Genomic DNA, 24,476 nt, shown 5'->3' with positions numbered 1-24,476 from the left:
CTCCACGGCCCGCCGCGTTTCGCGTTCCGCACCGCGAGGGGCAGACTGGGATCGTGCGAAGCATCCGCGAACTCGACACCGTTGAACTGATCATCGACGCCCAGGGCCTGCTGGATTCCATCCGCGGCGCCAACCGCGTCATCGACGCCGGCACGCTGCGCGCGCTGCAGCAGTCGGGCAACTACGTTGTCGGGCTCTTCGACGACTCCGAGGGCGAGGACCGGATGGTGGGCGCCTCGATCGCGTTCTTCGGCGAGCCGGGCAAGCGCACCATGCACTCGCACATCACCGCGCTGCTGCCCGAGTACCGCGGACGCGGGTGGGGCCGCGAGCTCAAGGAGCACCAGCGCCAGTGGGCGTTCTCCCGCGAGGTCGGCCGCATCACGTGGACCTTCGACCCGCTGGTCGCGCGCAACGCGCACTTCTTCCTCACCGTGCTCGGCGCACGCGTGACCGGATACACGGTCAACCGCTACGGCATCTTCGGCGGCGGAGACGCGGGAGACGAGAGCGACCGGCTGGACGTGGAGTGGGCTCTCGCCGACATCGCCAAGCCTCCGGCATCCGATGCCGTGGTCGCGACCGTCGAGATTCCGACCGACGTCGAGGGCATGCGCGAGACCGACCCGGCCGCCGCGCACGAGTGGCGCCTGCGCCTGCGCGCCGACATCGAGGAGCAGCTGTCCCAGGGGCGCCGCCTCGCGGGGTTCGAGACCGGCCGCGGCTACCTGTTCACCGCGTGACCCTCAGGCCGGCGGCAGCACGAACGCGCCGGTCTCTCCCGGGTTGATCGCGATCTCCCAGCGGAAGCCGTCGGGGTCGGCGAAGTAGCCGGAGTACCCGCCCCAGTCGCGCCGGGTCGCGGGCGAGACCGTGGCGCCCAGCGCCTCGGCCTCGGCCAGCACGGCATCCACCTCCGTCTCGGTCGCGAGGTTGTGCGCGAGGGTGATCGGGGCGACGCCGGATGCCGGGGGCTCCCCGATCTCGGCGGTGAATCCCTCCACGCTCCACAGCGAGAGGATCAGCCGGTCGGCGACGGGGAGCATCAGCACCTCGCCCTCGGCCTCGAAGATCGGCTCCCAGCCGAGTCCGTCGACGTAGAACGCCCTGCTGCGGTCCACGTCCGCGACGGCGAGGGTGATGAAGCTCACGCGCTGTTCCATGCGCACCACCCTGCCACCGGCATCCGACAGAGGGAACCGGCATCCCGGTCGATTCGCCGCGCAGACCGCGCGGATAGAATGGGGATGCCCGTGATCACGGGCGTTTCCCGCAGCATGCGACCATTGGAGCCACCGTGGCCGAACAGTCCCGTCTTGACAAGGTCATCGCCCTCGCCCGCCACCGCGGGTTCGTGTTCCAAGCGGGTGAGATCTACGGCGGTTCCCGTTCGGCATGGGACTACGGCCCCCTCGGCACCGAGCTGAAGGAGAACATCCGCCGGCAGTGGTGGCAGACCTTCGTGCGCGGCCGCGGCGACATGGTGGGCCTGGACTCGTCGATCATCCTCCCCAAGCGCGTGTGGGAGGCGTCCGGCCACGTCGCGACCTTCACCGACCCGCTGGTGGAGTGCCTCAGCTGCCACAAGCGCTTCCGCGCCGACAACCTGATCGAGGACTTCGAGGCGCGCAAGGGCCGCAAGGCCGAGAACGGCCTGGCCGACATCCCGTGCCCCAACTGCGGCAACAAGGGCCAGTACACCGAGCCCAAGGCGTTCTCGGGCCTGGTGAAGACCTACCTCGGCGTCGTCGACGACGAGTCGGGCCTGCACTACATGCGCCCCGAGACCGCGCAGGGCATCTTCGTGAACTTCTCGAACGTGCTCACCGCCTCGCGCAAGAAGCCGCCGTTCGGCATCGGCCAGGTGGGCAAGGCGTTCCGCAACGAGATCACCCCCGGCAACTTCATCTTCCGCACCCGCGAGTTCGAGCAGATGGAGATCGAGTACTTCGTGCCGCCGGCCGAGGCGCAGGAGTGGTTCGAGCACTGGGTCGAGGCCTGCTGGAACTGGTTCATCGATCTGGGCATCGATCCCGAGAACATCCGTCAGTTCGACGTGCCGAAGGAGGACCGCGCGCACTACTCCGCCGGCACCATTGACGTCGAGTACCGCTTCGGCTTCGCGGGCAAGGAGTGGGGCGAGCTGATGGGCGTCGCCAACCGCACCGACTACGACCTGTCCAGCCACACCGAGGCGTCCGGCCAGAGCCTGACGTACTTCGACCAGGCGTCCGGTGAGCGGTACACCCCGTACGTGATCGAGCCCTCGTTCGGGCTCACCCGCGCGATGATGGCGTTCCTGGTCGACGCGTACCAGGAGGAGGAGGTGCCGAACGCGAAGGGCGGCACCGACACCCGCACCGTGCTCAAGCTCGACCCGCGTCTGGCGCCGATCAAGGTCGCCGTGCTGCCGCTGTCGCGCAACGAGCGCCTCTCGCCGCTGGCCCGCTCGGTGGCCGACGGCCTGCGCGGTCAGTGGACCGTGGACTTCGACGACGCGGGCGCCATCGGCCGCCGCTACCGTCGCCAGGACGAGGTCGGCACCCCGTTCTGCGTCACGGTCGACTTCGACTCGCTCGACGACAACGCCGTGACGGTGCGCGACCGCGACACCATGGGCCAGGAGCGCGTGCCGCTGGACGACCTGCACGCCTACCTCGCCGAGCGCCTGCGCGGCGCCTGACGTCGGACACACGAAGGCCCCGATTCCCCCCGCGGGAATCGGGGCCTTCGTCTGCGCTCGTCGGTCGAGCGCTCAGAGGCGAGTGCTCAGAAGTCCTCGCCCTCGGCCTGCGAGGGGTGCTTGTCGAACCAGTACGGGCGGCCGATGTGCAGCAGCGCGTCGGTGTCGAAGAGGTCGTGGGTGTCGGTGACGTTCATGAGTGCTCCTAGCGTGGGGGTCTCCATCCAGCATCCGATAGAGAATCGCGCTCTTGCGAGGAAATTCTCGCGAAAGAAGCGCGGATCCTTCACCCAGCGCAAGGACCGTGTCGCGCTAGGGTGATCGCGTGGGGGAATCGGATGCCGAAGGCACGCGCGCGCGTGCCTCGATGATGCGCCCGGCGGCGCTGGTCTCCGCACTGTCCGTGCTGGTCGCATTGATGCTCGTGCTCGTCGAGCCGAGCGACTACGACGGAGCCTCCGGCCTGCTGATGCTGTTCGGGGTGCCGGCGCTGTGCGTGGCGGTGCTGTGCATCGTCGTGGCGACGCGGGCGGGCATGAGCGGGGCGTTCGGCGGTGACCGGCGCTGGCTGTGGTGGCCGCTGTGCGTCATGCCGGCCGGCGTGCTCGCCGCGCTCGCGGTGAGCGTGCTGCGCAGCCCCGACTACTTCATCGGCGAGGACTCGCCCTGGATGCTGTTGTGGATGCCGGTTCTCCTGGGCGCGGCGATGCTGCTGGGCACCCTGGTGGCGGCCTTCTGGCTGGGGCCCGTCGTCGCGCTGTGCTTCACGGTGAGGGCGATCGTCCGCGGGCAGGCCAAGCCGAGTGCGCTCATCATGCCGCTGGTGTGGCTGGCCGTCGGCGTGCTGATCCTGATCGCTGCGGCATCCGTGCAGGCCGACGGCGTCGGGCGGATGGCCCCCGGCAACCTGATCCTGGCCTTCTTCGGGCTGCCCGGCGCGTACACGATCACGTGGATGCCCGGACTGTGGATCGTGCGCGCGATGGTGCTCGCACTGGTGCTGTTCTTCGCCGTGCCCGTGTGGCGCGGGCGCCGGGCCGAGCGGGCGAGCGCCGTGGGAGGCTGACTGCGCGCACTGGTCGCGCGCAGCACTCGCCCGTCACCGCACCAGCTGGGTCTCCGCTCCCAGCGCCTCGAGCTTGCGCGGGTTGGCCATCGAGAACACCCGGGAGATGCGCCCGTCCTCGACCTCGAAGCTCACCGCCGCCATCAGCACGCCGCCGACCTCGATCCGCGCCGCGAGCCGGCCGTTGACGGTCATCGCGGACACCCGGTAGGCGATGTCGAGCTTGGCGATGCTGCCGCGCAGGAACGCCACCACCCTGTCCGCGCCGAAGAGCGGGCGACGGGCGGCGTGGCGCACCAGGCCGCCGCTGTCGGTGGTCGACACCACGTCCGGCGCCAGCACGTCCATCAGCCCCTGCATGTCGCCGGAATCGAGCGCGGCGATGAAGCGCCGCACCACGCGGTCGTGCTCCGAGGAGTCCACCTCCATGCGCGGGCGGCGGGCGGCGACATGGTCGCGTGCCCGGTGCGCGATCTGACGCACCGTGGCCGCGGTCTTGTCCACGGCATCCGCGATCTCGTCGAAGGGCACGTCGAACACCTCCCGCAGCACGAACACCGCGCGCTCGGTCGGGGTGAGCGTCTCGAGCACGGTGAGCATCGCGAGCGAGACGCTCTCCGCGAGCACCACGTCGTCGGCGACATCGGGGGAGGTCAGCAGCGGCTCGGGCAGCCACGGCCCCACGTACTCCTCACGCCGGCGCGACACCGTCCGCAGCTGGTTCAGCGACTGCCGCGTGACGATCCGCACCAGGTACGCCCGCGGATCGTGCACGCGTGCGCGGTCGACATCCGCCCAGCGCAGCCACGACTCCTGCAGCACGTCCTCGGCATCCGCCGCGGAGCCGAGGATCTCGTAGGCGACGGTGAAGAGCAGCCCGCGGTGGACGACGAACGGGTCCTCGGATGCCGGATCGGGGGAGCCGTTCATGAGTGCGACGCTACCCCCGCGGCGGTCGCCGTGGCCAGCGGCGCCAGCCCGCAGGCATCCGCGAGTCCGTCGGAGTGGACGCCGAGGGCGACGTTCATGCGAGCCGTGGCGTTGAGGTATCCGACCTTCGCGGCCAGCTCCAGCAGGGCGGGCGCGCCGAGCTCGGCGAGCAGCTCGGCGGAGAGCTCGTCGGTGACCGCCGGCGGGGTCTGGCTCATCGCCTCGGCGTACTCCATCACGCGGCGCTCCAGCGGGGTGAACCGCGTCGATTCGCGCCAGATCGGCACCTCGCGCGCCTTCTCCTCGGCCAGGCCGTGGTCGCGCGACATGAAGTAGTGCAGATCCAGGCAGAAGCTGCAGCCCACCGTCGCGGCGCACGCCATGGAGGCCAGCGTGCCGAGGCTCCGGTCCAGCTCGTGCCACTTCTCGGTGCGGCCGCCGAACCTCATCATGTCCATCATCACCGGGCGGTGCTGCCACATCACCCCGAGGGAGTCGGGCACCTTGCCGAGCATCTTCCTGGCGGCAGCCTTCACCACTGCGCCGTACAGGCCGGTCACCGGGATGGCGGGAATGCGGGTCTCGTTCATGATCGCTGCTCCTCAGCCGGCACGTCTCTCATGCCGTCGGCATGAAGACACCGCCCGCCCCGGAAGTGTGACATCCGGGGCGGGCGGTGGCGGTCTGAGAGAGCGGATGCTGCGCCTCAGGCGCGCGCGATGCGGAGCGTCCGCACCTCGAACGGCTTGAGCGACAGCTCGCCGCCGGTGCGCGGAGCATCCAGCTCGTCCTCGATCAGGCTCACCTCGCGGATGCCGGTGTGCTCGAAGCCGACGGTCAGCGCGCCGGTCGTGCGCCGTCCGAGCGACTCGTACACGCGCACGATCACGTCTCCCGAGCGGTCGTCGGCGAGCTTGACGCTGGACACGACGATCCCGGCGCCGGTCGCCGAGACGAGCGGCTCGACCTCGTTCGTGCCGCGCACCACGTGCGCGGGAGCATTCAGGCGGATGCCCTCGGCCGTCGCGATCTCCGCATCCGCGCCGATCACGAGGCCGACCTCGATCTCGTGCCGGCCGTGGTCGGTGTCCGGGTCGGGGAAGCGCGGCGCGCGCAGCAGCGACAGGCGCACGGTGGTGGTGACGTCGTCGCCGTCCACCTCGCGGGACGTGTCGTAGCCGTAGATCGAGTCGTTCACGAGCGCGACGCCGAAGCCGTCGTCCTCCTGCGCGAGCACGAAGCGGTGCATCGAGGTCTCGAACTTCGCGGCCTCCCAGCTGGTGTTCACGTGCGTGACGCGGCGCTGGAAGCCGAACTGCGTCTCGGCCAGTGTCTCGCGGGCGAACACGTCGAGCGGGAACGCGAGCTTGAGCAGCTTCTCGGTCTCGTGCCAGTCGATGTCGTTCTGCAGCAGCAGGGTGCGCGAGCCCGGGCGCAGCGTGATCGTCTGCGTCAGCCGCGACTCGGAGAACGCGCGCTCGACCACCACGACGGCGGCGCCGTCGACCACGGATGCCGAGATCGACGAGACCGCGGTGAGGTCGTCGACCCGGTTCTTGTAGTACCGGTCGATGTCCCACGCGTCCCACATGTTCGGGAAGTCCTGGTGCAGTTGGAACAGGTTCGCCGGCTTCCCCGCGGGGATCGCCTCGCGGCCGGTGGCCTTGTCGACGGCCGAGGTGATCAGGCCCTCGGGCGAGAGGGTGACGGTGACGAGGCCGTTGGAGAGCACGAAGCCGTCCGGCGACTCGGTGAGGGCGACATCCTCGGTCTCGCCGCGCTCGCTCAGGAAGCCCGCGCCCAGCGCGCGCCCGCCGCCGACCGAGGTCGGGGTGAACACCAGCTCGCGGTCGCCCTCGCCGGCCAGCGCCTTCCGCGCCTCCGACGACAGCTTCTCGGCATCCGCCAGCACCCCGGAGAGGACCTCCACGGCCTCGCGGTGCACCCACGCGATCGAGGTGCCGGGCAGGATGTCGTGGAACTCGTGCAGCAGCACGGTCTGCCACAGCCGGTCCAGCTCGTCATGCGGGTACTCGGCGCCCAGCTGCACGGTCGCGGTCGCGGCCCACAGCTCGGCCTCGATCAGCGCCTGCTCGGCCCACCGGTGCAGGGCTTTGGTGGCGTGCTGGCTGGTGAGCGTTCCGCGGTGCAGCTCGAGGTACAGCTCGCCGACCCACACGGCGGGGTCGGTCAGCTCGGCCCTGGCGTCGTCGAAGAAGTCGTCCGGATGCTTCCACTCGACCTGCGCGGCGCCCTCCAGCGACGCCATGCGGGCCGCCTTGCCGGTCATCTCGCGGGTCGTGCCGCCGCCGCCGTCGCCCCAGCCGACCGGTGCGATCGACATGGTCGCCTTGCGGTTCTCCTTGAACTGCCGGCTGGCCTTCGCGACCTCTGAGCCGCTCAGCTGCGAGTTGTAGGTGTCCATCGGCGGGAAGTGCGTGAACATCCGCGAGCCGTCGATGCCCTCCCACAGGAACGAGTGGTGCGGGAAGACATTGCGCTGGTTCCAGGAGATCTTCTGCGTGAAGAACCACTCGAAGCCGGCCCGGCGCATCAGCTGCGGCAGAGCGGGGGAGTACCCGAAGCTGTCGGGCAGCCACACCCCCTTGGAGCGGATGCCGAACTCGCGCTCGAAGAAGCGCTGGCCGTGCGAGAACTGGCGCACCAGCGACTCGCCGGTGGGCATGACCGTGTCGGACTCGACCCACATGCCGCCCAGAGGCAGGAATCGGCCGGCCGCGACCGCGTCCTTCACGCGCGCGAACACCTCGGGGCGGTGGTCCTTGATCCAGGCGTACTGCTGCGCACTGGACATGCCGTAGAGGAAGTCGGGCTGCTCGTCGATCAGCGTCGTCATCGACGAGGTGGTGCGAGCGACCTTGCGGATGGTCTCGCGCACCGGCCACAGCCAGGCCGAGTCGATGTGCGCGTGACCGATCGCGGCGATGCGGTGCGCGCTGGCATCCGCCGGTGAGGCGAGCACGTCCGCCAGCCGGGCGCGCGCATCGGGAGCGGTCTCGACGATGCGCTGCAGGTCGAGCACGTCCAGGGCGTCGTCGAGGGCCTGCAGGATGCGCATGCGGCGCGGGCTGGTCTCGGGGAGCTCCGCCTGCAGCTCGATCAGCACCTCGAGGTCGAGGGCGAGCTCGAACACCGCCTCCTCGAACACGGCGAGATCCATGTGCCGCACGCGGTACAGCGGCTCGGGGGAGGAGGTGCGGATGTCGCCCTCCTGGGTGGGCAGGAAGGGGTGGTAGTCCAGCAGCACCGGGTTGGCGGCGCCCTCCAGGTAGAACTCCACGGCGCCGCCCGGCTCGGCCTCGATCGCCACCCACTGGTTGCGCGGGTTGATGCTCTTCAGCGGTGTGCCGTCGGGGCGATAGGCGAGCGCCTCGCACTGGAAGCCGGGCATGTTGATGTCGAAGCCGAGGTCGATGAGGGCCTCGACCCGCCTGCCGGACCACTCCGCGGGAACCGAGCCGCGCACGCGGAACCAGGTGGTGCTCCAGGCGGGCCCCCACATGCTGCCCGCGGTGAACGGCTCGAACTCGAGCGCGAGTCCCTCCGCCGGGGTGATCGGCTCGCCGGGCAGCTGGTGCGCCGCGATCTCGAGCGGCACCCGGGAGGAGTGGATGGCGGGGCGCACGCGCTCGGTGAGCACGCGGTTCACGCGGCCGACGGTGAGGGAGGTCTCTTCGTGCACGGGGCTCCTTGCAGATGGAAGAATGAGGCGATCGGCTGCGGGGTTCAATGGGACGGCCGATACTAAAACGATCTAGTACGGTGAGTCTATGTCACGGTCCAAGCGTGTCACCATCGCGGATATCGCGCGACAGGCGGGAGTGTCGCCCGGCGCGGTGTCCTTCGCCCTGAACGGGCGCCCCGGGGTGAGCGAGGAGACGCGGCAGCGCATCCTGGCGATCGCGGACGAGCACCAGTGGCGGCCCAGTTCCACCGCCCGCGCGCTGGTCGGTGCGAGGGCGGGGGTCGTCGGCTTCGCGGTGAACCGCCCGGCCCGCACTCTCGGCACCGAGGCGTTCTTCACCGACCTGATCGCCGGGGTGCAGTCCGCGCTCGCCGCCCGTCGCATCGGCCTGCAGCTGGTCGTCGTGCCCAGCATGGACGAGGAGATGGAGACGTACCGGCGGTGGCGCCGGTCCAATCAGGTCGACGGCGTCCTCGTGCTCGACCCGCGCGTCGACGACCCGCGCCCCGGGCTGCTGCGCTCGCTCGGGCTGCCCTCGATCACGATCGGCGGCCAGCCGTCCCCGGATGACATGCACGCCACGCTGTGGCTGGACGACGCGGATGCCGCCCGTACGGTCTTCGGCTACCTGGCGGGCCTGGGCCATCGCAGCATCGTCTACATCTCCGGCCCCGCCGAGCATGAGCACGTCCGGCTGCGCAGCAGTGTCCTCGCGGGGATGGGCGAGCGGGACGTCGCCGGCGAAGTCATCCAGACCGACTACTCGCCCGCGCAGGTGTCCACGATCATGCGCACCCTGCTCAGCCGCGCCGAGCGGCCGACCGCGGTCGTGTTCGACAACGACATGATGGCGATCGCCGGGCTCCGCATCACCCAGGAGATGGGCGTCGCCGTGCCGGCCGGGCTCTCGCTGGCATCCTTCGACGACTCGATCGTGACCGGCCTCGTCCGGCCGGCGATCACCTGCCTCACGCGCGACACCTTCACGCTGGGGGAGACCGCCGCGGACTTCCTGATCGAGCAGCTCGACTCCGCCGAGGTGCTGCCGGACCGCACCGGGCCGCAGCCGAGGCTCACGGTGCGCGAGAGCACGGCGCCGCCGCACTCCTGAGCGCCGCGCTCAGACGACCGTGCTGTTCAGACGACGGTGTTGTTGGACGAGTAGACGCCCACCCCTGTCGACAGGTCGGGGCGAACCAGCTCGGTGATGCCCCGGGACGCCAGCACCGCGGCATCCGCGGCATCCTTCGACGTGACGAACGCCGCGTCCACGCCCGCCTCGCACGCGTCGACCCAGGCCTGGAAAACCGCGCCTCCCGGGCTGAGCGCGGCGCGGCTCACCGGCACGTCTGCGTCATCGACGTCGACCACGATGCCGGTCGCGCGCGCCGGTGCGACGCCGCGTGCACGCAGCTCGGGGATGATCTCGGCGAACCGCCGGCCGATCGGCTTCACAGCCCCGCCGTTCTCCAGCAGGCCCAGCGAGTACTCCAGCTCGGGGTAGTCCGCGAGCTCTTGGCTCACATCGTGCGAGCACCACCAGGTGACGCCCCACAGGTTCTCGGTCCGGGCGGCGGAGCGCACGGTCGCCTCCAGGAAGCCCGGCGTCTCCTCCGGCGTCAGGCAGTTCGACGGGGCACCGACCTCCTGCAGCCAGATCGGCCTGGCGGGGTCGGTCGCGAAGGCCCGGGAGAGCTCGATCATGTACTCGGCATGACGGTCGGATGCTGCGGAGCGCCCGCCGTAGCGCTGCGCGGTGCCGTTGAAGATCCAGGAGTGCACGGTGGTCATCGCTCCCAGGCGCGAGGCGAGCGCGGGGGTGAAGCCGTGCCCGTCCATGTACCAGGCGGCGTCGTACTCGCTGTGCAGGTGATCACGGCCGGGGGCGGCGCGCTCCGCGGCATCCAGCAGCGAGGTGATCCAGTTCGCCGCCTCGGCCTCGGTGACCGGCCACTGATGCGGGTGCGTCTCGGCGGAGAACTGGTTGGTCTCGTTGCCGAGCGTGAACCCGAGGAAGTTGCCGGCGTCGTTCAGCGCCGAGCCCAGCGTCTCCACCAGGGCGACCTGGCCGCTGAGCGCGTCCGGATGCGTGAACATGTTCTTGTCGTGCCAGGTGAACAGCCACGAGGGGACGAAGTCGAAGCTCGACAGGTGGCCCTGGATCACGTCGACCCCGGCGTCCAGTCCGAACTCCGCCGCGACGTCGACCACGGCGCGCACATCCGCGACCGCCTTCCCGCGGATCAGGGTGCGATTCGGCTGCAGCACGGTCCAGAGCGGGAAGATCCGCACGTGGTCGAGCCCGAGCGACGCCAGCCCCTCGAAGTCGCGGCGCACGTCGTCGAGGTCCAGAGACAGCCACGAGTGCATCCAGTCCTTCGACGGGGTGTAGTTGGCGCCGAAACGCAGCGGTGCGTCGGCGGACGTGGGTGCTGGCATGGGGGAAGCCTTCCTGAGCGCGTCACCGTTCGAGGTGGACGTCGTCGCTCTCCTGTGCAATGCTATGGTCACTATAGCGGTTTAGTAATGGATGCGAACCCCAGCGGGTGCGCAGCCGGACCCCTTCGAAGGAGAACGTCCATGAAGATCCGATCGACTCTCGCCGTCGGCCTCACCGCGGCGACGGTGCTCGCGCTGACGGCCTGCACCGGAGGCGGCGGCACACCGGATGCCGGCGGCTCCGGCCCGATCGACACGTCGGGAGAGCTCAGCGGCAGCATCCAGTTCCAGACCTGGTCGCTCAAGAACGAGAAGTTCACGCCCTACTTCGAGGCGCTCATCAAGGCGTTCGAGAAGGAGCACCCGAAGGTCAAGGTGGACTGGATCGACCAGCCGGGCGACGGCTACCAGGACAAGATCCTCAGCCAGGCCAACTCGAACACCCTGCCCGACGTGCTCAACCTGCCGCCGGACATCGCGTTCCCGCTGGTCAAGGCCGGCAAGCTCCTCGACCTCGCCAAGGCCGACCCTGAGCTGAAGACCGTCTACAACGAGGGTGGCTGGGAGGCCTACAGCAAGTTCAGCGGCGTCGAGGGCACCTACGGTCTGCCCTGGTACCTCGGCAGCGACGAGTCGTGGTGGAACCTGGAGCAGCTGCAGCCCTACGGCGTGACCGAGGCCGACCTGCCCACCACCACCGACGGCTGGCTCGACCTCGCCAAGAAGGTCGCTCAGGAGTCGAACGGAAAGGTGCAGCTGGTCTCGTCCATGCCCGGCCTCGACACGTTCGTCGCCGCCGACATCCCGATCATGAAGGACGACGGAACCTTCGTCTTCAACACCCCCGAGGCCGTCGAGATCGTGCAGAAGTACGCGGACGCCTACAAGGCCGGCGCCATGCCGCCCGAGTCGCTGACGGGCAGCTACGGCGGCAACGCCGAGATGTACCTGCAGGGCAAGGTGGCGTACTCGACCGGTGGTTCCGGCTTCGCCGGCGACCTGCGCACCAAGGCGCCCACCCTGCTCGAGCACACCGTCGCCACTCAGCGTCCCGGCACCCCGCCGCTGTTCGTGCAGGGCGTGAACGTCTCCGCCGACTCGAAGAACAAGGCCGCCGCACTCGCGTTCGCGGAGTTCGTCACCAACGAGAAGAACCAGGTGGACTTCGCCAAGATCGCCGTCGGCTTCGCCCCCGGCACCGCCGCGGGTGCGGAGGACGTGGTCAAGGCCGTCGAGAGCAGCGTCGACCCGGCGCAGGCGAAGGCCATGAAGGTCATGTTCGACGCGCTGCCGAAGGCCAAGTCGACCCCGTTCCAGTGGACCGGTGCGATGACCGACTACCTCAACCAGCAGATGGCGCTCGCCATCCGCGGCGACGCGACGGCGAAGGACACGCTCGACAAGATCGTGAAGTACGCCAACGACAACCGCATCGACAAGTGACCGGACCCCGAGTCCGATGACCGAGAACACCAGCACCCCGAAGAGGTACGCGCCATGAGATCGCACAGATGGTTCACCCCCTGGCTGCTCCTGGCGCCCGCCGTCATCTGGGTGCTGGTGTTCTCGCTCTGGCCGTTCCTGAACACGGTCGTGCTGAGCTTCACCGACGCGCGACCCCTGCAACCGGTCAAGTCGGTCGGCTTCGCGCAGTACGAGCGGCTGCTGACCGATGAGCAGTTCCGGTACGCGCTGATCACGTGCCTGATCTACGTCATCGTCTGCGTGCCGCTGCTCACGGTGCTGCCCCTTCTGCTGGCTCTTCTCGTGGAGAAGAACATCCCCGGCATCGCCCTCTTCCGCACCACCTACTACTTCCCGGTGATCGCGTCGGTCGTGGTGGTCGCGCTGATCTGGGGATGGCTGTTCGACAGCCGCGGCATCATCAACGAGGGCCTGCAGTGGATGGGCGTCACCGACCACCCGGTCGCGTTCCTGGTCGATCGCTGGTGGATGCTGGCGGTCAGCATCCTGCTGACCGTGTGGAAGGGCCTCGGCTACTACATGGTCGTGTACCTCGCGGCCCTCGGCAATGTGGGCAAGGACCTGCACGAGGCCGCCATGCTCGACGGCGCGGGCAGCTTCCGCCGCTTCGTGAGCGTCACCATCCCCAGCGTCCGCGGGGCGATGCTGCTGATCTCGGTACTCGTCGCCGTCTCGGCCATGCGCGTCTTCACCGAGCTGGACGTGCTCTCCAACGGCACCGGCGGACCCGGCGGCTACAACATGTCGATCGTCATGCTGATCCGGCAGGTCGGCTCGGGCCTGAGCGGCAACCTCGGCTACGCCGCCGCGATCAGCGTCGCGCTGTTCCTGCTGACGCTCATCCCGCTGGTCGCCATCGCCCTGATGAACCGCGAGAAGAAGGCGAAGGTGCCGGCATGAGCGTCATCGAAGACCGTCCGGCGGCATCCGCTCCGCAGCCCGCCGAGCAGCGGATCCGCCCCGACCGCCGGTTCCGCCGCAAGGGCTCAGGCGACTTCACGAAGCCCACCGTCGGCGGCCTGATCGGCCGCTACGCGCTGCTGACGCTGGTGCTGATCCTGTTCATCGGCCCGTTCGTCTGGCAGCTCGCCACCTCGTTCAAGGGTCCCGCCGACGACCTCTATACGTTCCCGCCGAACCTCATCCCCACCGATCCCACGATCGAGAACTACATCAAGGTCACCGATCTGATCCCGGTGTACACCTACGCCTGGCACTCGCTGCTGGTCGCCACCGGGGCCGTCGTCACCAACGTCGTGCTCTCGGTGTTCGGCGGCTACGCGCTGGCGTGCATGAAGTTCCGCGGCAAGTTCATCGCCCTCGGCATCCTGGTCTCCACCATGCTGCTGCCGGGCGAGGTGACGGTCACCGCGAACCTGCTCACGATCAACTCCCTGGGCCTCGCGAACTCGCTGTGGGGCGTGTTCCTTCCCGGCGCGATCGGCGCCATGAACGTGCTGCTGATCGCGACCGCGTGCCGCATGATCCCGCAGGACGTGCTCGACGCCGCGACCGTCGACGGCGCCACCACCTGGCAGCGGATCCGTCACATCGTGTGGCCGAACGTGCGCGGCATGGCGAGCGTCGTGGCGATCTTCACCTTCATCGGCCAGTGGGACGACTACCTGTGGCCGCTGATGGTGCTCACCGACCCGAACAACTACACGCTCACGGTCGGCATGGCGTACCTGAACGGCAACTTCTCGCCCGACCCGCGTCTGATCGCGGCCGGGACCATGGTGGCGCTGATCCCGATCATCCTGCTCTTCTCGGTGATGCAGCGCTTCTTCTTCCAGGGCGTGCAAGAGGGAGCCGTCAAGGGATGACCTCCGCGACGCTGAGCCCTGCCGAGGGCCCCGCGGATCCGCCTTCGTCCCGGCCCAGGGCCGGGGTGCTGGGCGGGCGCGTGCACGCGTTCCGCTTCGATCCGGCCGCCGGCGTGCAGCGGATGCCGCTGCCGGGCGGGTTCGAGGTGGCGTCGGATGCCGTGCTGCACTGGGCGTTCTACGCCGACGGTCCGGATGCGGCGCTCGCCCCGCATGCCGCGCTCGCCGTGACGATCGACGTCGTGTTCGAGCGCGGGCCCGGCAGCCCCGAGGAGCGGCTCAGCGAGCACCCGGATGCCCGCGACCGGTACGGCGTGCCGCTGACCGCGTCGGCGCAGTTCGATGCGGCGTGGTCGATGCCCGAGCAGTGGAACGCCGACTCGGTGTCCCTCGCGGCGTGGGCCGGCTGCGCGGCGCGCGTCGAGGTCGTGCTGGGCGCACCGGACCTGGTGACGGACCCCGCCGCCGGTGGCGCCGTGGAGGGCTTCGTCGAGGTGGTGCTGGGCAGCAGGACGGATGCTCTGGCTCCGCCCACCGCGGCCGAGGGGCCGGCGCTCAGCCCGGTGGATCGGGTCGACACCCGCCGGGGCAGCCACTCCGGCGACCGGTTCTCCCGCGGGAACACGATCCCCATCACCGCCGCGCCGCACGGCTTCTGCTTCCTGACGCCGGCGACGCAGACGGCGGACACGCGCTGGCCGTACCGCTGGTCCGTCCACGACGACCGGCGCGGCCGGCCGCTCGCCGCGCTGCAGTTCGCGCATCAGCCGAGCCCGTGGATCGGAGACCGCGGGGTGCTGCAGCTGCGGCCGTTCCTCGGCATCCGCGACGGCGAGCCGCTGCGCATCGCACCGGAGGGCGAGCACGCCCGTCCGCACCATTACCGCGCCCGGGTGCGCGCCGCGCACGGCGACGCCGGCGCCGTGGCCGAGATGACCGCGACCTCGCACGGCGGGGCGTTCCGGATATGCGCCGAGAACGCCGATGAACTCGTCGGCTTCGAGATCGGGTCGCCCGACGGCGCCGGGCGGGTGAGCATGCACGGCGACGGCACCTTCGACGGCTGGACGCCGGAGGGATCCGAGGACTGGGGCAACGCCCCGCGCGCCTACTTCGCGGGCATCGTGCTCGGTGACGGCGTGACCGCGAGCGACGGCCTGCTGCAGTCGCCCGGCGGATTCGAGGTGCGCATCGCGCAGTCGTTCCTCTCGGTCGATCAGGCCCGCAGGTCGCTCGCCGAGGAGCTGCCCGCCACGCGCTCGTTCGCGCAGCTGCGCGACGCCCTGCGCGACGAATGGAACATGCTGCTCGGCGCGGTCGAGATCCCGCCGCTCGATCCCGCCGAGCGCGTGCATCGCGGCCTCGCCGACGACGAGTCGCGGGCGCAGCTGGCCTCGGCCCTCTACCGCCTGCACCTGTACCCGAACACGACCGCCGAGAACACCGGCACCTTCGAGCAGCCGCGCCTGCGCTTCGCCGACCCGACGACGCCCGCCGACCCGCACGGCGACGAGGTCACGGGCGCGCCGGTCGCGGACGGCGAACTGTTCGTGAACAACGGCTACTGGGACACCTACCGCACCGCGTGGCCCGCGCTGGCCCTCTTCGACGCCCCGCTCACCGGACGGATGCTCGACGGCCTGCGACAGCAGGCGGACCGCGGCGGCTGGATGGCGCGGTGGAGCGCACCGGGCTACGTCGACTCGATGGTCGGCACCTCGAGCGACCAGATCTTCGCGGATGCCGAGCGGTGGGGCGTCCCGTTCGACGAGCACGCCGCGTTCGAGACCGCCTGGCGCGACGCCTGCGAGCCGAGTGACGATCCCCGCAAGGGACGCAAGGGCATCGGCAGAGCGCGCTTCACCGGGTACGTCTCGAACGACGTCCCGGAGGGGATGAGCTGGAGCCTGGAGAACGCGATGTCGGATGCCGGCATCGCACGGTTCGCCGAGAGGCTCGCGGCCCGCAGCGGCAGATCGAGATACGCCGCGCACGCCCGCTACTTCGCCAACCGCGCCCGCTCGTACCGGCAGCTGTTCGATCCCGCATCCGGGTTCTTCCGGGGCCGAGACGGCGGCGGCCGGTTCGACGAGGCCTTCGATCCGCGCGTCTGGGGCGGAGACAACGTCGAGACCAACGGCTGGGGGATGTCGGTCACGGCCGTGCACGACGGCCCGGGACTCGCGGCGCTGCACGGCGGTCCTGCCGGGCTTCGCGCCCATCTCGACCGGCTGTTCGCGGAGCCCGAGACGGCCGACCCCGCCTTCGGTGGAAGCTACGGCACCGTGATCCACGAGCAGCGCGAGGCCCGCGCCCAGCGCAGCGGGATGTGCGCGCTCTCGAACCAGCCGGCGCACCACATCCCCTGGATGCATGTGCACGGCGACCAGCCCTGGCGGGCCGGCGCCCTCGTCCGCTCTCTCGCCGGGCGGCTCTTCACCGGAGCGATGATCGGCCAGGGATTCCCCGGCGACGAGGACAACGGCGAGATGAGCATGTGGTGGCTGTGGGCGGCGCTCGGTCTCTACCCGCTCGAGCTCGCTTCGGGTGAGCTGCGCATCGGCGCCCCGCTGTTCGACGACATCACCGCCCGCCGCGCCGGGGGCGGCTCGCTGCGGATCCTGTCGCGGCGGCCCGCCCCGGATGCCGGGTGGCTCGTCGCGGCGACCCTGGACGGCGCGCCACTGGACCGTGCCGTGCTCGCCGTCGACGCGCTCGCCGGCGACGCGGATGCCGTGCTCGAACTGGAGTTCACCGCCGACGCCGCACAGGCCACCGCGAGCCCGCTCTGGGCCGGCGGTGCCGCGGAGGTGGAGCCCTGGCATCCGGACCTGACCGGCGTCGGCGGACACCCGCTGGACTGCACCCACGGCGCCCTCTTCGACGACGGATCCGACCCGCTCTCCGCGGTCGCGCTCGCCGCAGGCGAGGCCGCCGGCTGGGTGTTCGACGAGCCCGTCACGGTCACCGACGTCACCGTGACCGCCGCCGCCGGCGCCCCCGCCGGCATCCTGCGCTGGCAGGCGAGCGACGACGGCGTCCGCTGGCACGACCTGGATACCACGCACGGCGAGCCGCTGCCCGCCGACCGCACGACGCCGTTCGCGTTCACCGCGCCCGCCACCGCGCGGATGCTGCGCGCCCTGGCATCCGAGCCCGTCGCGCTGCGCCAGCTCGAGCTGTTCGCGCTCGACGACCCGACCCCCTGAGTCCCTCCCCCCGGAACTGCGAAGACGCACGAAAGGAAGAACAGAACATGACTGATCACTCCACCCCGCGGCGGACCGCGCGGATCGCGGCGCTCGCCGCGCTCAGCCTCGTCGCGGCCGGGCTCGCCGTCCCGGCGGCGGCCGGCGCGCAGGACCAGCCCGGGCAGACCGACCCCAAGCGGGTCGTCTACGTCGAGGTCAACAGCAACGACATGGCGAACGTGGCCGACTACACGCTCGAGGGCACGAACCGGCCGGCGTTCGACCTGGCGATGATCTTCGCCGCCAACATCAACTACGACACCACGAAGCAGCAGGCCTACCTGCACCTGAACGAGCGCGTCACCGAGACGCTGCAGAACGCCGACACGCAGATCCGCCCGCTGCAGCAGCGTGGCACCAGGGTGCTGCTCTCGGTGCTCGGCAACCACGAGGGCGCGGGCTTCGCGAACTTCACCTCGCGCGAGAGCGCGGCGGCGTTCGCCGACCAGCTCGCCGACGCCGTCGACGCCTACGGGCTGGACGGCATCGACTTCGACGACGAGTGGTCGGAGTACGGCAAGAACGGCACCGCGCAGCCGAACAGCACCTCGTTCGCCTACCTGCTCGACGCCCTGCGCGACCGTCTCGGGCCGGACAAGCTGATCACGCTCTACAACATCGGCCCGTCGTACACCCTCACCGACTGGCAGGGCACCGGCGCGGGTGCCGACCTCGACTACTCGTGGAACCCGTACTACGGCAGCTGGATCCCGCCGCAGGTGCCCGGCATGACGAGGCAGCAGTTCGGCGCCGCCGCCATCGACCTCACGGCGACGTCGCAGTCCACGGCGGCGAAGTACGCGCAGCGCACGGTCGACGAGGGCTATGGCGCGTACGTGACGTACAACCTGACCGCGGGCGACCACTCCGGGTACATCTCGTCGTTCACCACACCGCTGACCGGTCACGCGACCGTGTACAAGGCGCCCTGGTACGACGTCGACGTCGCCGCGGACGCGACCTGCGCCGGCGGCGACGTCAAGCTCAAGGTCCGCATCGACAGCGCCGACGCGGCCGCACTGGGCGCGACCGTGACCTCCTCGATCGGCAGCCGGTCCTTCAGCGGCATCCTGGACGGCGAGACGCGCGTGGCCGTGCAGCAGGCCAAGGGCGGCGCGGTCGCCGACGGCTCGGTGACCGTGCACGTGGACGGCCCCGACGGCGCCATGACCGTCGACCGTGCGTACGCCGTCCCGGCGTGCGGCTGACCCGCAGGGTGCTCCGATGACATCGACGGATGCGGCACGCAGCTGGTACGCGCTGCCGCATCCGTCGACCGTCCGGCTCGAGAGCGGAGCCTGGCGGCCGGACACGGTGCAGGTGGTCGCCGCGGATGAGAGCCTGGTCGCCGAGGCGGCCCGCCTGCAGCGCGAGCTCGCCGCCCTGGGCATCCCGTCCGGCGCGGGATCGCGCATCCTCCTGCGATCGGCGGAGGCCCCGATCGCCTCGTCGGATGCGGCTTCGACTCCGGGGGGAGCCGTCGCATCCGACGAGGCCTACGCGATCGACGTCGCAGACGACATCGACATCCGCGTCTCCTCGGCGACCGGCGGATTCCGTGCAGCGCGGCAGCTGCTGCACAACCTGCGCGCCCAGGGCTGCGTGCCACGGGGACGCGTCTCCGGGAGCCCGGCCGTCCGCGAACGCGGTGTCCATCTCGACGCCGCCCGCAAGCACTACCCGGCCGATTGGATCATCGCGCTGCTGCACGTCGCGGCCGACGTGGGCATCAACGCCCTCCAGTGGCACTTCTCCGAGAACGAGGGGTTCCGGCTGGAATCCGTCGCGTTCCCCGAGGTGGTGTCGGCCGGGCACATCACCCGCGCGGACGCGGCGCGCATCCTCCACGCCGCTCGCGACCTGCACATCGAGGTGATCCCCTCGCTGGACATGCCGGGTCATCTGCGGCAGGTGCTGGCGCAGCATCCGCATCTGCGGCTGCCGCCGGGACGGGAACCGGCGGATGCCGCGATCACCGGCACCGACCATGCGCTGGACATCACGCGGGAGCAGGCCGTGGCCTTCGCCGAGAGGCTGATCGACGACGTGGCGCCCGTGTTCGCGGGCTGCAGCCGCTGGCATCTCGGCGGCGACGAGTTCGTCGACTTCGCCCGCATCGACGACTACCCGGCACTGCGCGATGCCGCGCATGCGGGCTTCGGCCCCGATGCGAACGGATTCGACCTGCTCACCGCCTTCGTGAACCGCATCGCCGCGCACCTGCGCGGACTCGGGTTCCGGGCGCGGGCGTGGAACGACGGCATGCTGCGCGGCTCCGTCGTGGGGCTGGATGCCGCCATCGAGCTGACCTGGTGGACGAACTGGCATCGGCAGATGCGTCCGCTGGCGGATGCCGTGGCCGCGGGGCATCCGCTGATCAACGTCAACGACGGGCTGTTCTACTACGTGCTCGGCGAGCACGCCGGCTACACGTACCCGACCGCGGAGCGGATCTGGGCGGCGGACTGGCACCCGGGACTGTTCCCGGCGCTGCCGGGCGGCGGCAGGCAGGAGATCCCGCACCCCTACCCGGACTCGCTGCGCGGGACCTGCTTCGCCGTCTGGTCGGACGAGCCCGGCGCGCAGACCGTCGCGGAGGTCGCCGACGGCATCCGCGCACCCCTCCGGGCCATGGCGGAGAGAGCATGGAACGGCGGCTCCGCGCTGACCCTGGCGGAGTTCGAACGGGTGGAGGCGGCGATCGGGCTGCCGATCGGCGTCAGCCCACCCGGGTAGAATCCCTGTGGCCGTGTTGTGGGGACGCGGCGAACAGGCGTACCGGAGCGAAGCGATGACGGAGACCATGGACGAGACGACGAAGAAGCACCAGGACTACAACCCGGGTCCTCGAGTGGGCATCACCTTCTCGACCTTCGACCTGCTGCACGCGGGACACATCATGATGCTCGCCGAGGCAAAGCGCCAGTGCGACTACCTGATTTGCGGCCTGCAGATGGATCCGACGCTCGACCGCCCGGAGAAGAACGCGCCGACGCAGACCGTCGTGGAGCGCTACATCCAGCTGCGCGGCTGCGAGTACGTCGACGAGATCGTCCCGTACTCCACCGAGCAGGACCTCGAGGACATCCTGCGCTCCTTCAAGCTCGACGTGCGCATCGTCGGCGACGAGTATGAGAACCGCGACTTCACCGGCCGCTCGTACTGCGAGGAGGCCGGCATCGAGCTCTACTTCAACAGCCGCAACCACCGCTTCTCCAGCTCCGGCCTGCGCAAGATCGTCGCGGCCAAGGAAGCGGAGCGGATCGCGCGCGGCTGAAGCTCGTGCACGTGGCTGTAGCCTGGCGGCATGATCGACGTTGACACCGGCGGGACCGATGCCCGTGCGCGTCGACGCACCTGGATGCTCGGCGGAGGTCTGCTGGCGGCGTCCGCCCTGCTGAATCTCTGGGTCGTGTCGGCCCCCGGCGCGCCGGTCGGCGTCGTCCCCGACCTGCTCTTCGCTGCCGCCACGGTGGTCTTCGCGATCGGGCTGGGGCTGCCGGGCAGTGTCACGGCTCGCCGTCCCCTCGGCACGGGCGTGCTCGTGGGGCTCGGGGTGTGGCTGCTCGTGCAGCCGATGATCCATGGACTGCTCGCGCCGCCGGATCCGATGGGCGACATGGTCGACGGGGAAGCGCGGGTCCAGCTGGCGAGCATGGTGGTCATCACACTGGAGGTCGTCTCGCTGGTGCTGGCGATCCTCGCCGTGGTGCAGATCGGCCGCAGCGGTGTCGTGCCGCGACCGTGGAACTGGGCGCCCCTGTGGGCACTCGCCGTCGTGGTGGTCACCCGTCTTCTCACGATGGGCCTGCTGGCCGTTCCCGTCCTGACGGACAGCCCCGAGGCGCTGTACGCGGTGATCAGCCTGGCCGGATTCATCGGCATCTGCGCGGTCGGTGCTCTGGGCGTGCTCGCCATGGTGCTGGCCGCCAGGCCGGTGGCCGGATCCACGAGCGTGTACAGCTCGGGGGAGTGAGCGCTCAGCCGGTGACGGTGAGCACGGCGTGCTCGTCGCCGCCGCTCTCCGCCCAGCGGAGCGAGGCGGTGAGGATGCCGCGCAGCACGTCGAGGTCGATCTCCTCGAGATCCTTGATGTACAGGCATCCGACGCCGGTGGTGTGCGGGCCGAGGCGGGCGAGGTCGTCGGCGTGGGCGGCGGTGGACTCCAGGTACAGCGTCGAGGCGGCCTTGCGCGGCGCGAACGCCAGCAGCGGCATGTCGCCCTCGGTGCCGGTGGGGTAGCGGTAGTGGCAGCTGCCGAAGCCGACGATCGTGCCCCACAGCTCGGGCTCGCGGCCGGACACCTCCTGCAGCAGGGCGGTCAGGGTCTCGGCGTCGCGGCGGCGCTTGGCCGGGGTGACACCGGCGAGGAAGGAGGCGACGCTGCCGCCGGTCGGCCTCATCCGGCGGCCTTCATGGGTTTCGACTCGCTTCGCTCGCTCAACCTTGCCCCGTCACGCATCAACGCTCCTTCGTCGCATTGCTCCGCACCGCGGCAACCTTCATCGCCTTCTTGTGCTCGCGCACCTTGGCCAGCGACTCGGGCGAGACGATGTCGGCGACGCTGCGGTACGAGCCGTCCTCACCGTAGGGAGCGGATGCCTCGCGCCAGCCGGCTCCGGTGAACCCGTACTGCTTGCCGAGCAGAGCGAGGAAGATCTTCGCCTTCTGCTCCCCGAACCCGGGCAGCTTCTTCAGGCGCTTGAGGACCTCGGCGCCGTCCGGGTCGCCGGCGGTCCAGAGCCCCGCGGCATCCCCGCCCCAGTCGTCGACCAGGGTCTGGCAGAGCGTCTGCACCCGCGCGGCCATGGAACCCGGGAAGCGGTGCACGGCGGGCGTCTGCTTGAATGCCTCGAGGAAGGCATCCGGGTCCATCCCGGCGATGGCGGCGGCGTCCGCCGCCCCGGTGCGCTGCTCGATCTTGAGCGGACCCGCGAACGCGGTCTCCATCGGGACCTGCTGATCCAGCAGCATCCCCACCAGCAGCGCCAGCGGGTTGTTCGTGAGCAGGTCGTCGGCGGCGGTGTCTCCGGTGATGTGAAGGGCCATGCGACCAGTCTCCCAGGCCGACCCCCGATCTCTGAAGGAGATCAGATGTTCTGAAGGATGCTGCGGCCTGGAATCTCCTTCAGAACGTCGATCGTCCTTCAGAAGCGGGCACGTCAGTTGATGATCTCGCCGCGGGTCTCGACGATCGCGGCGATCCGGTCCCGCCACTCCTGCAGCGCCTCGGGCGTGAGACGCGTCCAGTCGTGCACCTCCTCGATCACGCGCAGCGGCTCGCGCGTGCGGTACGAGCGGGTCGGATTGCCGGGGAACTTCTTGTCGGTGACGTTCGGGTCGTTCTCGAACTCGCCCGTCGGCTCGACCAGGTACACGTGCGGGTCGCCGTCCACAGCGGCGATCTCGGCGGCCAGGCCGGCGCCGTCGCGCAGCGCCGTGAAGTACACGTGGTTCATCGTGATCTCGGGCCGGTAGTTCGAGGGGAAGCCCGCGGTCAGCAGCTCTCCGGGCTGCAGGGCCGCCGCGGTGCCGTGGAAGAAGGGTCCGTCATCCAGTGCGTCGCTCATGCATCCAGTGTCACCTGCGGATGAGGTGGGCGTGCACTTGCCGCGGGGATGTGCGCTTCGCGCGGAGAGAATCCGGGAATCCGTCCGCGGGAAGCGCACATCTCCGCGCGAGGCGTACGGGGTGAGTGCGGACCCGGGAAGAGGGCGGTGCGGACGCGGCGGGAGGGGCGGATGCCGTGCGTCAGGCGATCTCGGATTCCGTCGCCTCACCGGCATCCGGAACCAGGCCGTACAGCGTCTCGAGCGCGCTGAGGAACTCTCCGCCGCGACCGTCGGCCGCGAGCTCGTGCGCGCGCGTGGTCGGGGTGTGCAGCAGCACGCCGGCGAGGTGACGCATGGCCTGCTCGACCAGACCGTTCTCGTCGCCGCGGTTGCGGGCGCGCTCGATCTCGGCCTCGAGCAGACCGAAGATGTGGGTGCGCAGCGCGACGACCCCGGGGGTGACGGTCGCGCGGGAGCCGACGGCGTGGAAGTCCTCGGCCGCCTCGTGCACGATCGCCCGCGCGGCATCCGTCGCCTGCAGCTCCTCGAGCGGCGCGTGCAGACGGATCGTCTCGAGGTCGAGCAGCGCTACGCCCTCGAGCTGTGCGACCGCGGGGTCCACATTGCGCGGCATCCCCAGGTCGATCACCAGCTGCGAGCCGTGCGCGACGGGGCATCCCTGGGGCGCTGAGCCCGTCGAGGCGTCGTCGGTGGTGCGCTGCAGGTGCGCCGGGCCCAGCACCGGCTCCGTGGCGGTGGTGCAGGTGATCAGCAGAGAGGAGCGCTGCGCGACCGTGGCGTAATCGTCGGCGTGCACCGCGCGGATGCCGTGCTTCTTGGCGAACAGCTCGGCGCGGCCCGACGGCGAGTAGACCGAGATGTCCACCGCGCCGCGCTCGCGCAGCGTGGCGAGGGTGACGGCGGCGTAAGCGCCCGTGCCCACCAGCAGCACGCGTTCGGCGGCCCAGTCGGCGATGCGGCTGTCCGCGAGCTCCAGCGACAGGCGCACGAGCGAGCGGCCGGCGCGCTGCAGTGCCGTGACGTTCTTGACCTTGCGCTGCGCCTGGCTGGCGCGCTGGAAGAGCCGCTCCAGTGCGGGGGAGGTGGTGCCCTGCTTGCGGGCGCCGGTCAGCGCTCGGCGCACCTGGCCAGCGATCTCGCCCTCACCGGAGACGACGGACTCCAGCCCGGATGCCACGGCGAAGAGGTGCTCGGCGACGCGACGGTCCTCGACCACGCGGTACGAGCCGTCGAGGTCGGCGGAGGGGATGCCAGTGGCCTGCGCGACGACGTCCAGCACGGCATCCGTGTCGAGCCCGTCGGTCTCGACGTAGGCCTCGAAACGGTTGCAGGTTGCGAGCACGACGGCTCCCTGCGCACCGGCTTCGACCAGGGTCGGGGCGACGGTATCGGGATGGCGGCTGAGGCGCTCGAGCAGGTCGAAGGAGGCGGTCTTGTGACTCGCCGTGACGCAGAGCAGCACCTGTCCAGGGTACGCCTGGTATCTGTGATCGGCATCTGAGGGGTGCCTAACCGAG

Annotated in this window: 21 protein-coding genes; 12 read left to right on the top strand and 9 right to left on the bottom strand. The window is 70.4% G+C overall.

From position 1 onward, the window contains the following. The first annotated feature begins 53 nt into the window (after positions 1-53). Entirely contained in the window at positions 54-743 is a 690-nt protein-coding gene (locus tag ACTJJ4_RS13180) for a GNAT family N-acetyltransferase (RefSeq protein WP_440943753.1), read from the top strand. A 3-nt stretch (positions 744-746) separates the two neighbouring features. On the opposite strand, the gene ACTJJ4_RS13175 is transcribed toward ACTJJ4_RS13180, so the two are convergent. Further along, entirely contained in the window at positions 747-1,163 is a 417-nt protein-coding gene (locus ACTJJ4_RS13175) for a VOC family protein (RefSeq protein WP_440943752.1), read from the bottom strand. 134 nt (positions 1,164-1,297) lie between these two features. On the opposite strand from ACTJJ4_RS13175, the gene ACTJJ4_RS13170 reads away from it, so the two are divergent. Next, complete coding sequence (locus tag ACTJJ4_RS13170; RefSeq protein ID WP_440943751.1) at positions 1,298-2,683, top strand: glycine--tRNA ligase; 1,386 nt, start codon at positions 1,298-1,300, stop codon at positions 2,681-2,683. A gap of 325 nt (positions 2,684-3,008) precedes the next feature. After that, complete coding sequence (locus ACTJJ4_RS13165; protein ID WP_440943750.1) at positions 3,009-3,749, top strand: hypothetical protein; 741 nt, start codon at positions 3,009-3,011, stop codon at positions 3,747-3,749. Between the two features lie 33 nt (positions 3,750-3,782). Here the strand turns inward: ACTJJ4_RS13165 and ACTJJ4_RS13160 are convergent, their stop codons facing one another. The 3 genes from ACTJJ4_RS13160 to ACTJJ4_RS13150 all read right to left on the bottom strand — a co-directional run bounded on the left by ACTJJ4_RS13160 (position 3,783) and on the right by ACTJJ4_RS13150 (position 8,382). Beyond that, on the bottom strand, positions 3,783-4,679 hold the full coding sequence (locus ACTJJ4_RS13160; RefSeq protein ID WP_440943749.1) for an RNA polymerase sigma-70 factor: 897 nt from the start codon (positions 4,677-4,679) through the stop codon (positions 3,783-3,785). Beyond that, positions 4,676-5,269 carry a carboxymuconolactone decarboxylase family protein gene (locus ACTJJ4_RS13155; RefSeq protein WP_440943748.1) on the bottom strand — a complete coding sequence of 198 codons (594 nt, stop codon included), beginning with the start codon at positions 5,267-5,269 and terminating at the stop codon, positions 4,676-4,678. The genes ACTJJ4_RS13160 and ACTJJ4_RS13155 overlap by 4 nt, the downstream gene beginning before the upstream one ends. Before the next feature lie 116 nt (positions 5,270-5,385). Further along, positions 5,386-8,382, bottom strand: coding sequence for an alpha-mannosidase (locus ACTJJ4_RS13150; protein WP_440943747.1), 2,997 nt, complete (start codon positions 8,380-8,382; stop codon positions 5,386-5,388). Between the two features lie 88 nt (positions 8,383-8,470). On the opposite strand from ACTJJ4_RS13150, the gene ACTJJ4_RS13145 reads away from it, so the two are divergent. Beyond that, on the top strand, positions 8,471-9,496 hold the full coding sequence (locus ACTJJ4_RS13145) for a LacI family DNA-binding transcriptional regulator (protein ID WP_440943746.1): 1,026 nt from the start codon (positions 8,471-8,473) through the stop codon (positions 9,494-9,496). Between the two features lie 26 nt (positions 9,497-9,522). Here ACTJJ4_RS13145 and ACTJJ4_RS13140 read toward each other — a convergent pair whose 3' ends face one another. Beyond that, positions 9,523-10,824: a glycoside hydrolase 5 family protein gene (locus tag ACTJJ4_RS13140; protein ID WP_440943745.1), complete on the bottom strand. Its 1,302-nt coding sequence runs from the start codon at positions 10,822-10,824 to the stop codon at positions 9,523-9,525. A 141-nt stretch (positions 10,825-10,965) separates the two neighbouring features. Between ACTJJ4_RS13140 and ACTJJ4_RS13135 the strand changes: the two genes are divergently transcribed. Genes ACTJJ4_RS13135 through ACTJJ4_RS13100 form a run of 8 tightly spaced genes read left to right on the top strand, consistent with a single transcriptional unit; the run spans position 10,966 to position 21,362 of the window. Further along, the gene (locus ACTJJ4_RS13135; protein ID WP_440943744.1) at positions 10,966-12,267 is read left to right on the top strand and encodes an ABC transporter substrate-binding protein; all 1,302 of its coding nucleotides are present in this window, start codon (positions 10,966-10,968) and stop codon (positions 12,265-12,267) included. Between the two features lie 54 nt (positions 12,268-12,321). Then, a complete protein-coding gene (locus ACTJJ4_RS13130) occupies positions 12,322-13,209 on the top strand; it encodes a carbohydrate ABC transporter permease (RefSeq protein WP_440943743.1) in 888 nt (295 codons plus the stop codon). Next, complete coding sequence (locus ACTJJ4_RS13125; RefSeq protein ID WP_440943742.1) at positions 13,206-14,135, top strand: carbohydrate ABC transporter permease; 930 nt, start codon at positions 13,206-13,208, stop codon at positions 14,133-14,135. Before ACTJJ4_RS13130 ends, ACTJJ4_RS13125 begins: the two co-directional genes overlap by 4 nt. Beyond that, positions 14,132-17,344: a glycoside hydrolase domain-containing protein gene (locus tag ACTJJ4_RS13120; protein ID WP_440943741.1), complete on the top strand. Its 3,213-nt coding sequence runs from the start codon at positions 14,132-14,134 to the stop codon at positions 17,342-17,344. Before ACTJJ4_RS13125 ends, ACTJJ4_RS13120 begins: the two co-directional genes overlap by 4 nt. Before the next feature lie 47 nt (positions 17,345-17,391). Continuing rightward, positions 17,392-18,594, top strand: coding sequence for an endo-beta-N-acetylglucosaminidase H (locus ACTJJ4_RS13115; RefSeq protein ID WP_440943740.1), 1,203 nt, complete (start codon positions 17,392-17,394; stop codon positions 18,592-18,594). Positions 18,595-18,610: 16 nt separating this feature from the next. Continuing rightward, complete coding sequence (locus ACTJJ4_RS13110; RefSeq protein WP_440943739.1) at positions 18,611-20,122, top strand: family 20 glycosylhydrolase; 1,512 nt, start codon at positions 18,611-18,613, stop codon at positions 20,120-20,122. A gap of 55 nt (positions 20,123-20,177) precedes the next feature. Next, positions 20,178-20,663: an adenylyltransferase/cytidyltransferase family protein gene (locus ACTJJ4_RS13105; RefSeq protein ID WP_440943738.1), complete on the top strand. Its 486-nt coding sequence runs from the start codon at positions 20,178-20,180 to the stop codon at positions 20,661-20,663. Between the two features lie 30 nt (positions 20,664-20,693). Beyond that, a complete protein-coding gene (locus ACTJJ4_RS13100; RefSeq protein WP_440943737.1) occupies positions 20,694-21,362 on the top strand; it encodes a hypothetical protein in 669 nt (222 codons plus the stop codon). A gap of 4 nt (positions 21,363-21,366) precedes the next feature. On the opposite strand, the gene ACTJJ4_RS13095 is transcribed toward ACTJJ4_RS13100, so the two are convergent. The 4 genes from ACTJJ4_RS13095 to ACTJJ4_RS13080 form a co-directional block, all read right to left on the bottom strand. Further along, entirely contained in the window at positions 21,367-21,789 is a 423-nt protein-coding gene (locus ACTJJ4_RS13095) for a DUF1801 domain-containing protein (RefSeq protein ID WP_440943736.1), read from the bottom strand. A gap of 58 nt (positions 21,790-21,847) precedes the next feature. Further along, positions 21,848-22,435 (bottom strand): HhH-GPD-type base excision DNA repair protein, encoded by a 588-nt coding sequence (locus ACTJJ4_RS13090; RefSeq protein WP_440943735.1) that lies wholly within the window; start codon positions 22,433-22,435, stop codon positions 21,848-21,850. Positions 22,436-22,548: 113 nt separating this feature from the next. Next, the gene (gene arr, locus ACTJJ4_RS13085; RefSeq protein WP_285638030.1) at positions 22,549-22,956 is read right to left on the bottom strand and encodes an NAD(+)--rifampin ADP-ribosyltransferase; all 408 of its coding nucleotides are present in this window, start codon (positions 22,954-22,956) and stop codon (positions 22,549-22,551) included. 181 nt (positions 22,957-23,137) lie between these two features. Continuing rightward, positions 23,138-24,421: a glutamyl-tRNA reductase gene (locus tag ACTJJ4_RS13080; RefSeq protein ID WP_440943734.1), complete on the bottom strand. Its 1,284-nt coding sequence runs from the start codon at positions 24,419-24,421 to the stop codon at positions 23,138-23,140. Positions 24,422-24,476 lie beyond the last annotated feature (55 nt).

It is taken from the genome of Microbacterium sp. 22195 (genome assembly GCF_052056515.1).
GTDB lineage: Bacteria > Actinomycetota > Actinomycetes > Actinomycetales > Microbacteriaceae > Microbacterium.
The sequence above is the reverse complement of the archived record's forward strand: the minus strand, read 5'-3'. Positions and strand labels throughout refer to the sequence as shown.

What these genes read in the sequence shown, in the direction of transcription:
- ACTJJ4_RS13115 (WP_440943740.1), top strand. Translation starts at nt 17,392, where the DNA reads ATGACTGATCACTCCACCCCGCGGCGGACCGCGCGGATCGCGGCGCTC.
- ACTJJ4_RS13100 (WP_440943737.1), top strand. Translation starts at nt 20,694, where the DNA reads ATGATCGACGTTGACACCGGCGGGACCGATGCCCGTGCGCGTCGACGC.
- ACTJJ4_RS13140 (WP_440943745.1), bottom strand. Translation starts at nt 10,824, where the DNA reads ATGCCAGCACCCACGTCCGCCGACGCACCGCTGCGTTTCGGCGCCAAC.
- ACTJJ4_RS13130 (WP_440943743.1), top strand. Translation starts at nt 12,322, where the DNA reads ATGAGATCGCACAGATGGTTCACCCCCTGGCTGCTCCTGGCGCCCGCC.
- arr (WP_285638030.1), bottom strand. Translation starts at nt 22,956, where the DNA reads ATGAGCGACGCACTGGATGACGGACCCTTCTTCCACGGCACCGCGGCG.
- ACTJJ4_RS13135 (WP_440943744.1), top strand. Translation starts at nt 10,966, where the DNA reads ATGAAGATCCGATCGACTCTCGCCGTCGGCCTCACCGCGGCGACGGTG.
- ACTJJ4_RS13145 (WP_440943746.1), top strand. Translation starts at nt 8,471, where the DNA reads ATGTCACGGTCCAAGCGTGTCACCATCGCGGATATCGCGCGACAGGCG.
- ACTJJ4_RS13110 (WP_440943739.1), top strand. Translation starts at nt 18,611, where the DNA reads ATGACATCGACGGATGCGGCACGCAGCTGGTACGCGCTGCCGCATCCG.
- ACTJJ4_RS13175 (WP_440943752.1), bottom strand. Translation starts at nt 1,163, where the DNA reads ATGGAACAGCGCGTGAGCTTCATCACCCTCGCCGTCGCGGACGTGGAC.
- ACTJJ4_RS13095 (WP_440943736.1), bottom strand. Translation starts at nt 21,789, where the DNA reads ATGAGGCCGACCGGCGGCAGCGTCGCCTCCTTCCTCGCCGGTGTCACC.
- ACTJJ4_RS13105 (WP_440943738.1), top strand. Translation starts at nt 20,178, where the DNA reads ATGACGGAGACCATGGACGAGACGACGAAGAAGCACCAGGACTACAAC.
- ACTJJ4_RS13090 (WP_440943735.1), bottom strand. Translation starts at nt 22,435, where the DNA reads ATGGCCCTTCACATCACCGGAGACACCGCCGCCGACGACCTGCTCACG.
- ACTJJ4_RS13160 (WP_440943749.1), bottom strand. Translation starts at nt 4,679, where the DNA reads ATGAACGGCTCCCCCGATCCGGCATCCGAGGACCCGTTCGTCGTCCAC.
- ACTJJ4_RS13155 (WP_440943748.1), bottom strand. Translation starts at nt 5,269, where the DNA reads ATGAACGAGACCCGCATTCCCGCCATCCCGGTGACCGGCCTGTACGGC.
- ACTJJ4_RS13120 (WP_440943741.1), top strand. Translation starts at nt 14,132, where the DNA reads ATGACCTCCGCGACGCTGAGCCCTGCCGAGGGCCCCGCGGATCCGCCT.
- ACTJJ4_RS13125 (WP_440943742.1), top strand. Translation starts at nt 13,206, where the DNA reads ATGAGCGTCATCGAAGACCGTCCGGCGGCATCCGCTCCGCAGCCCGCC.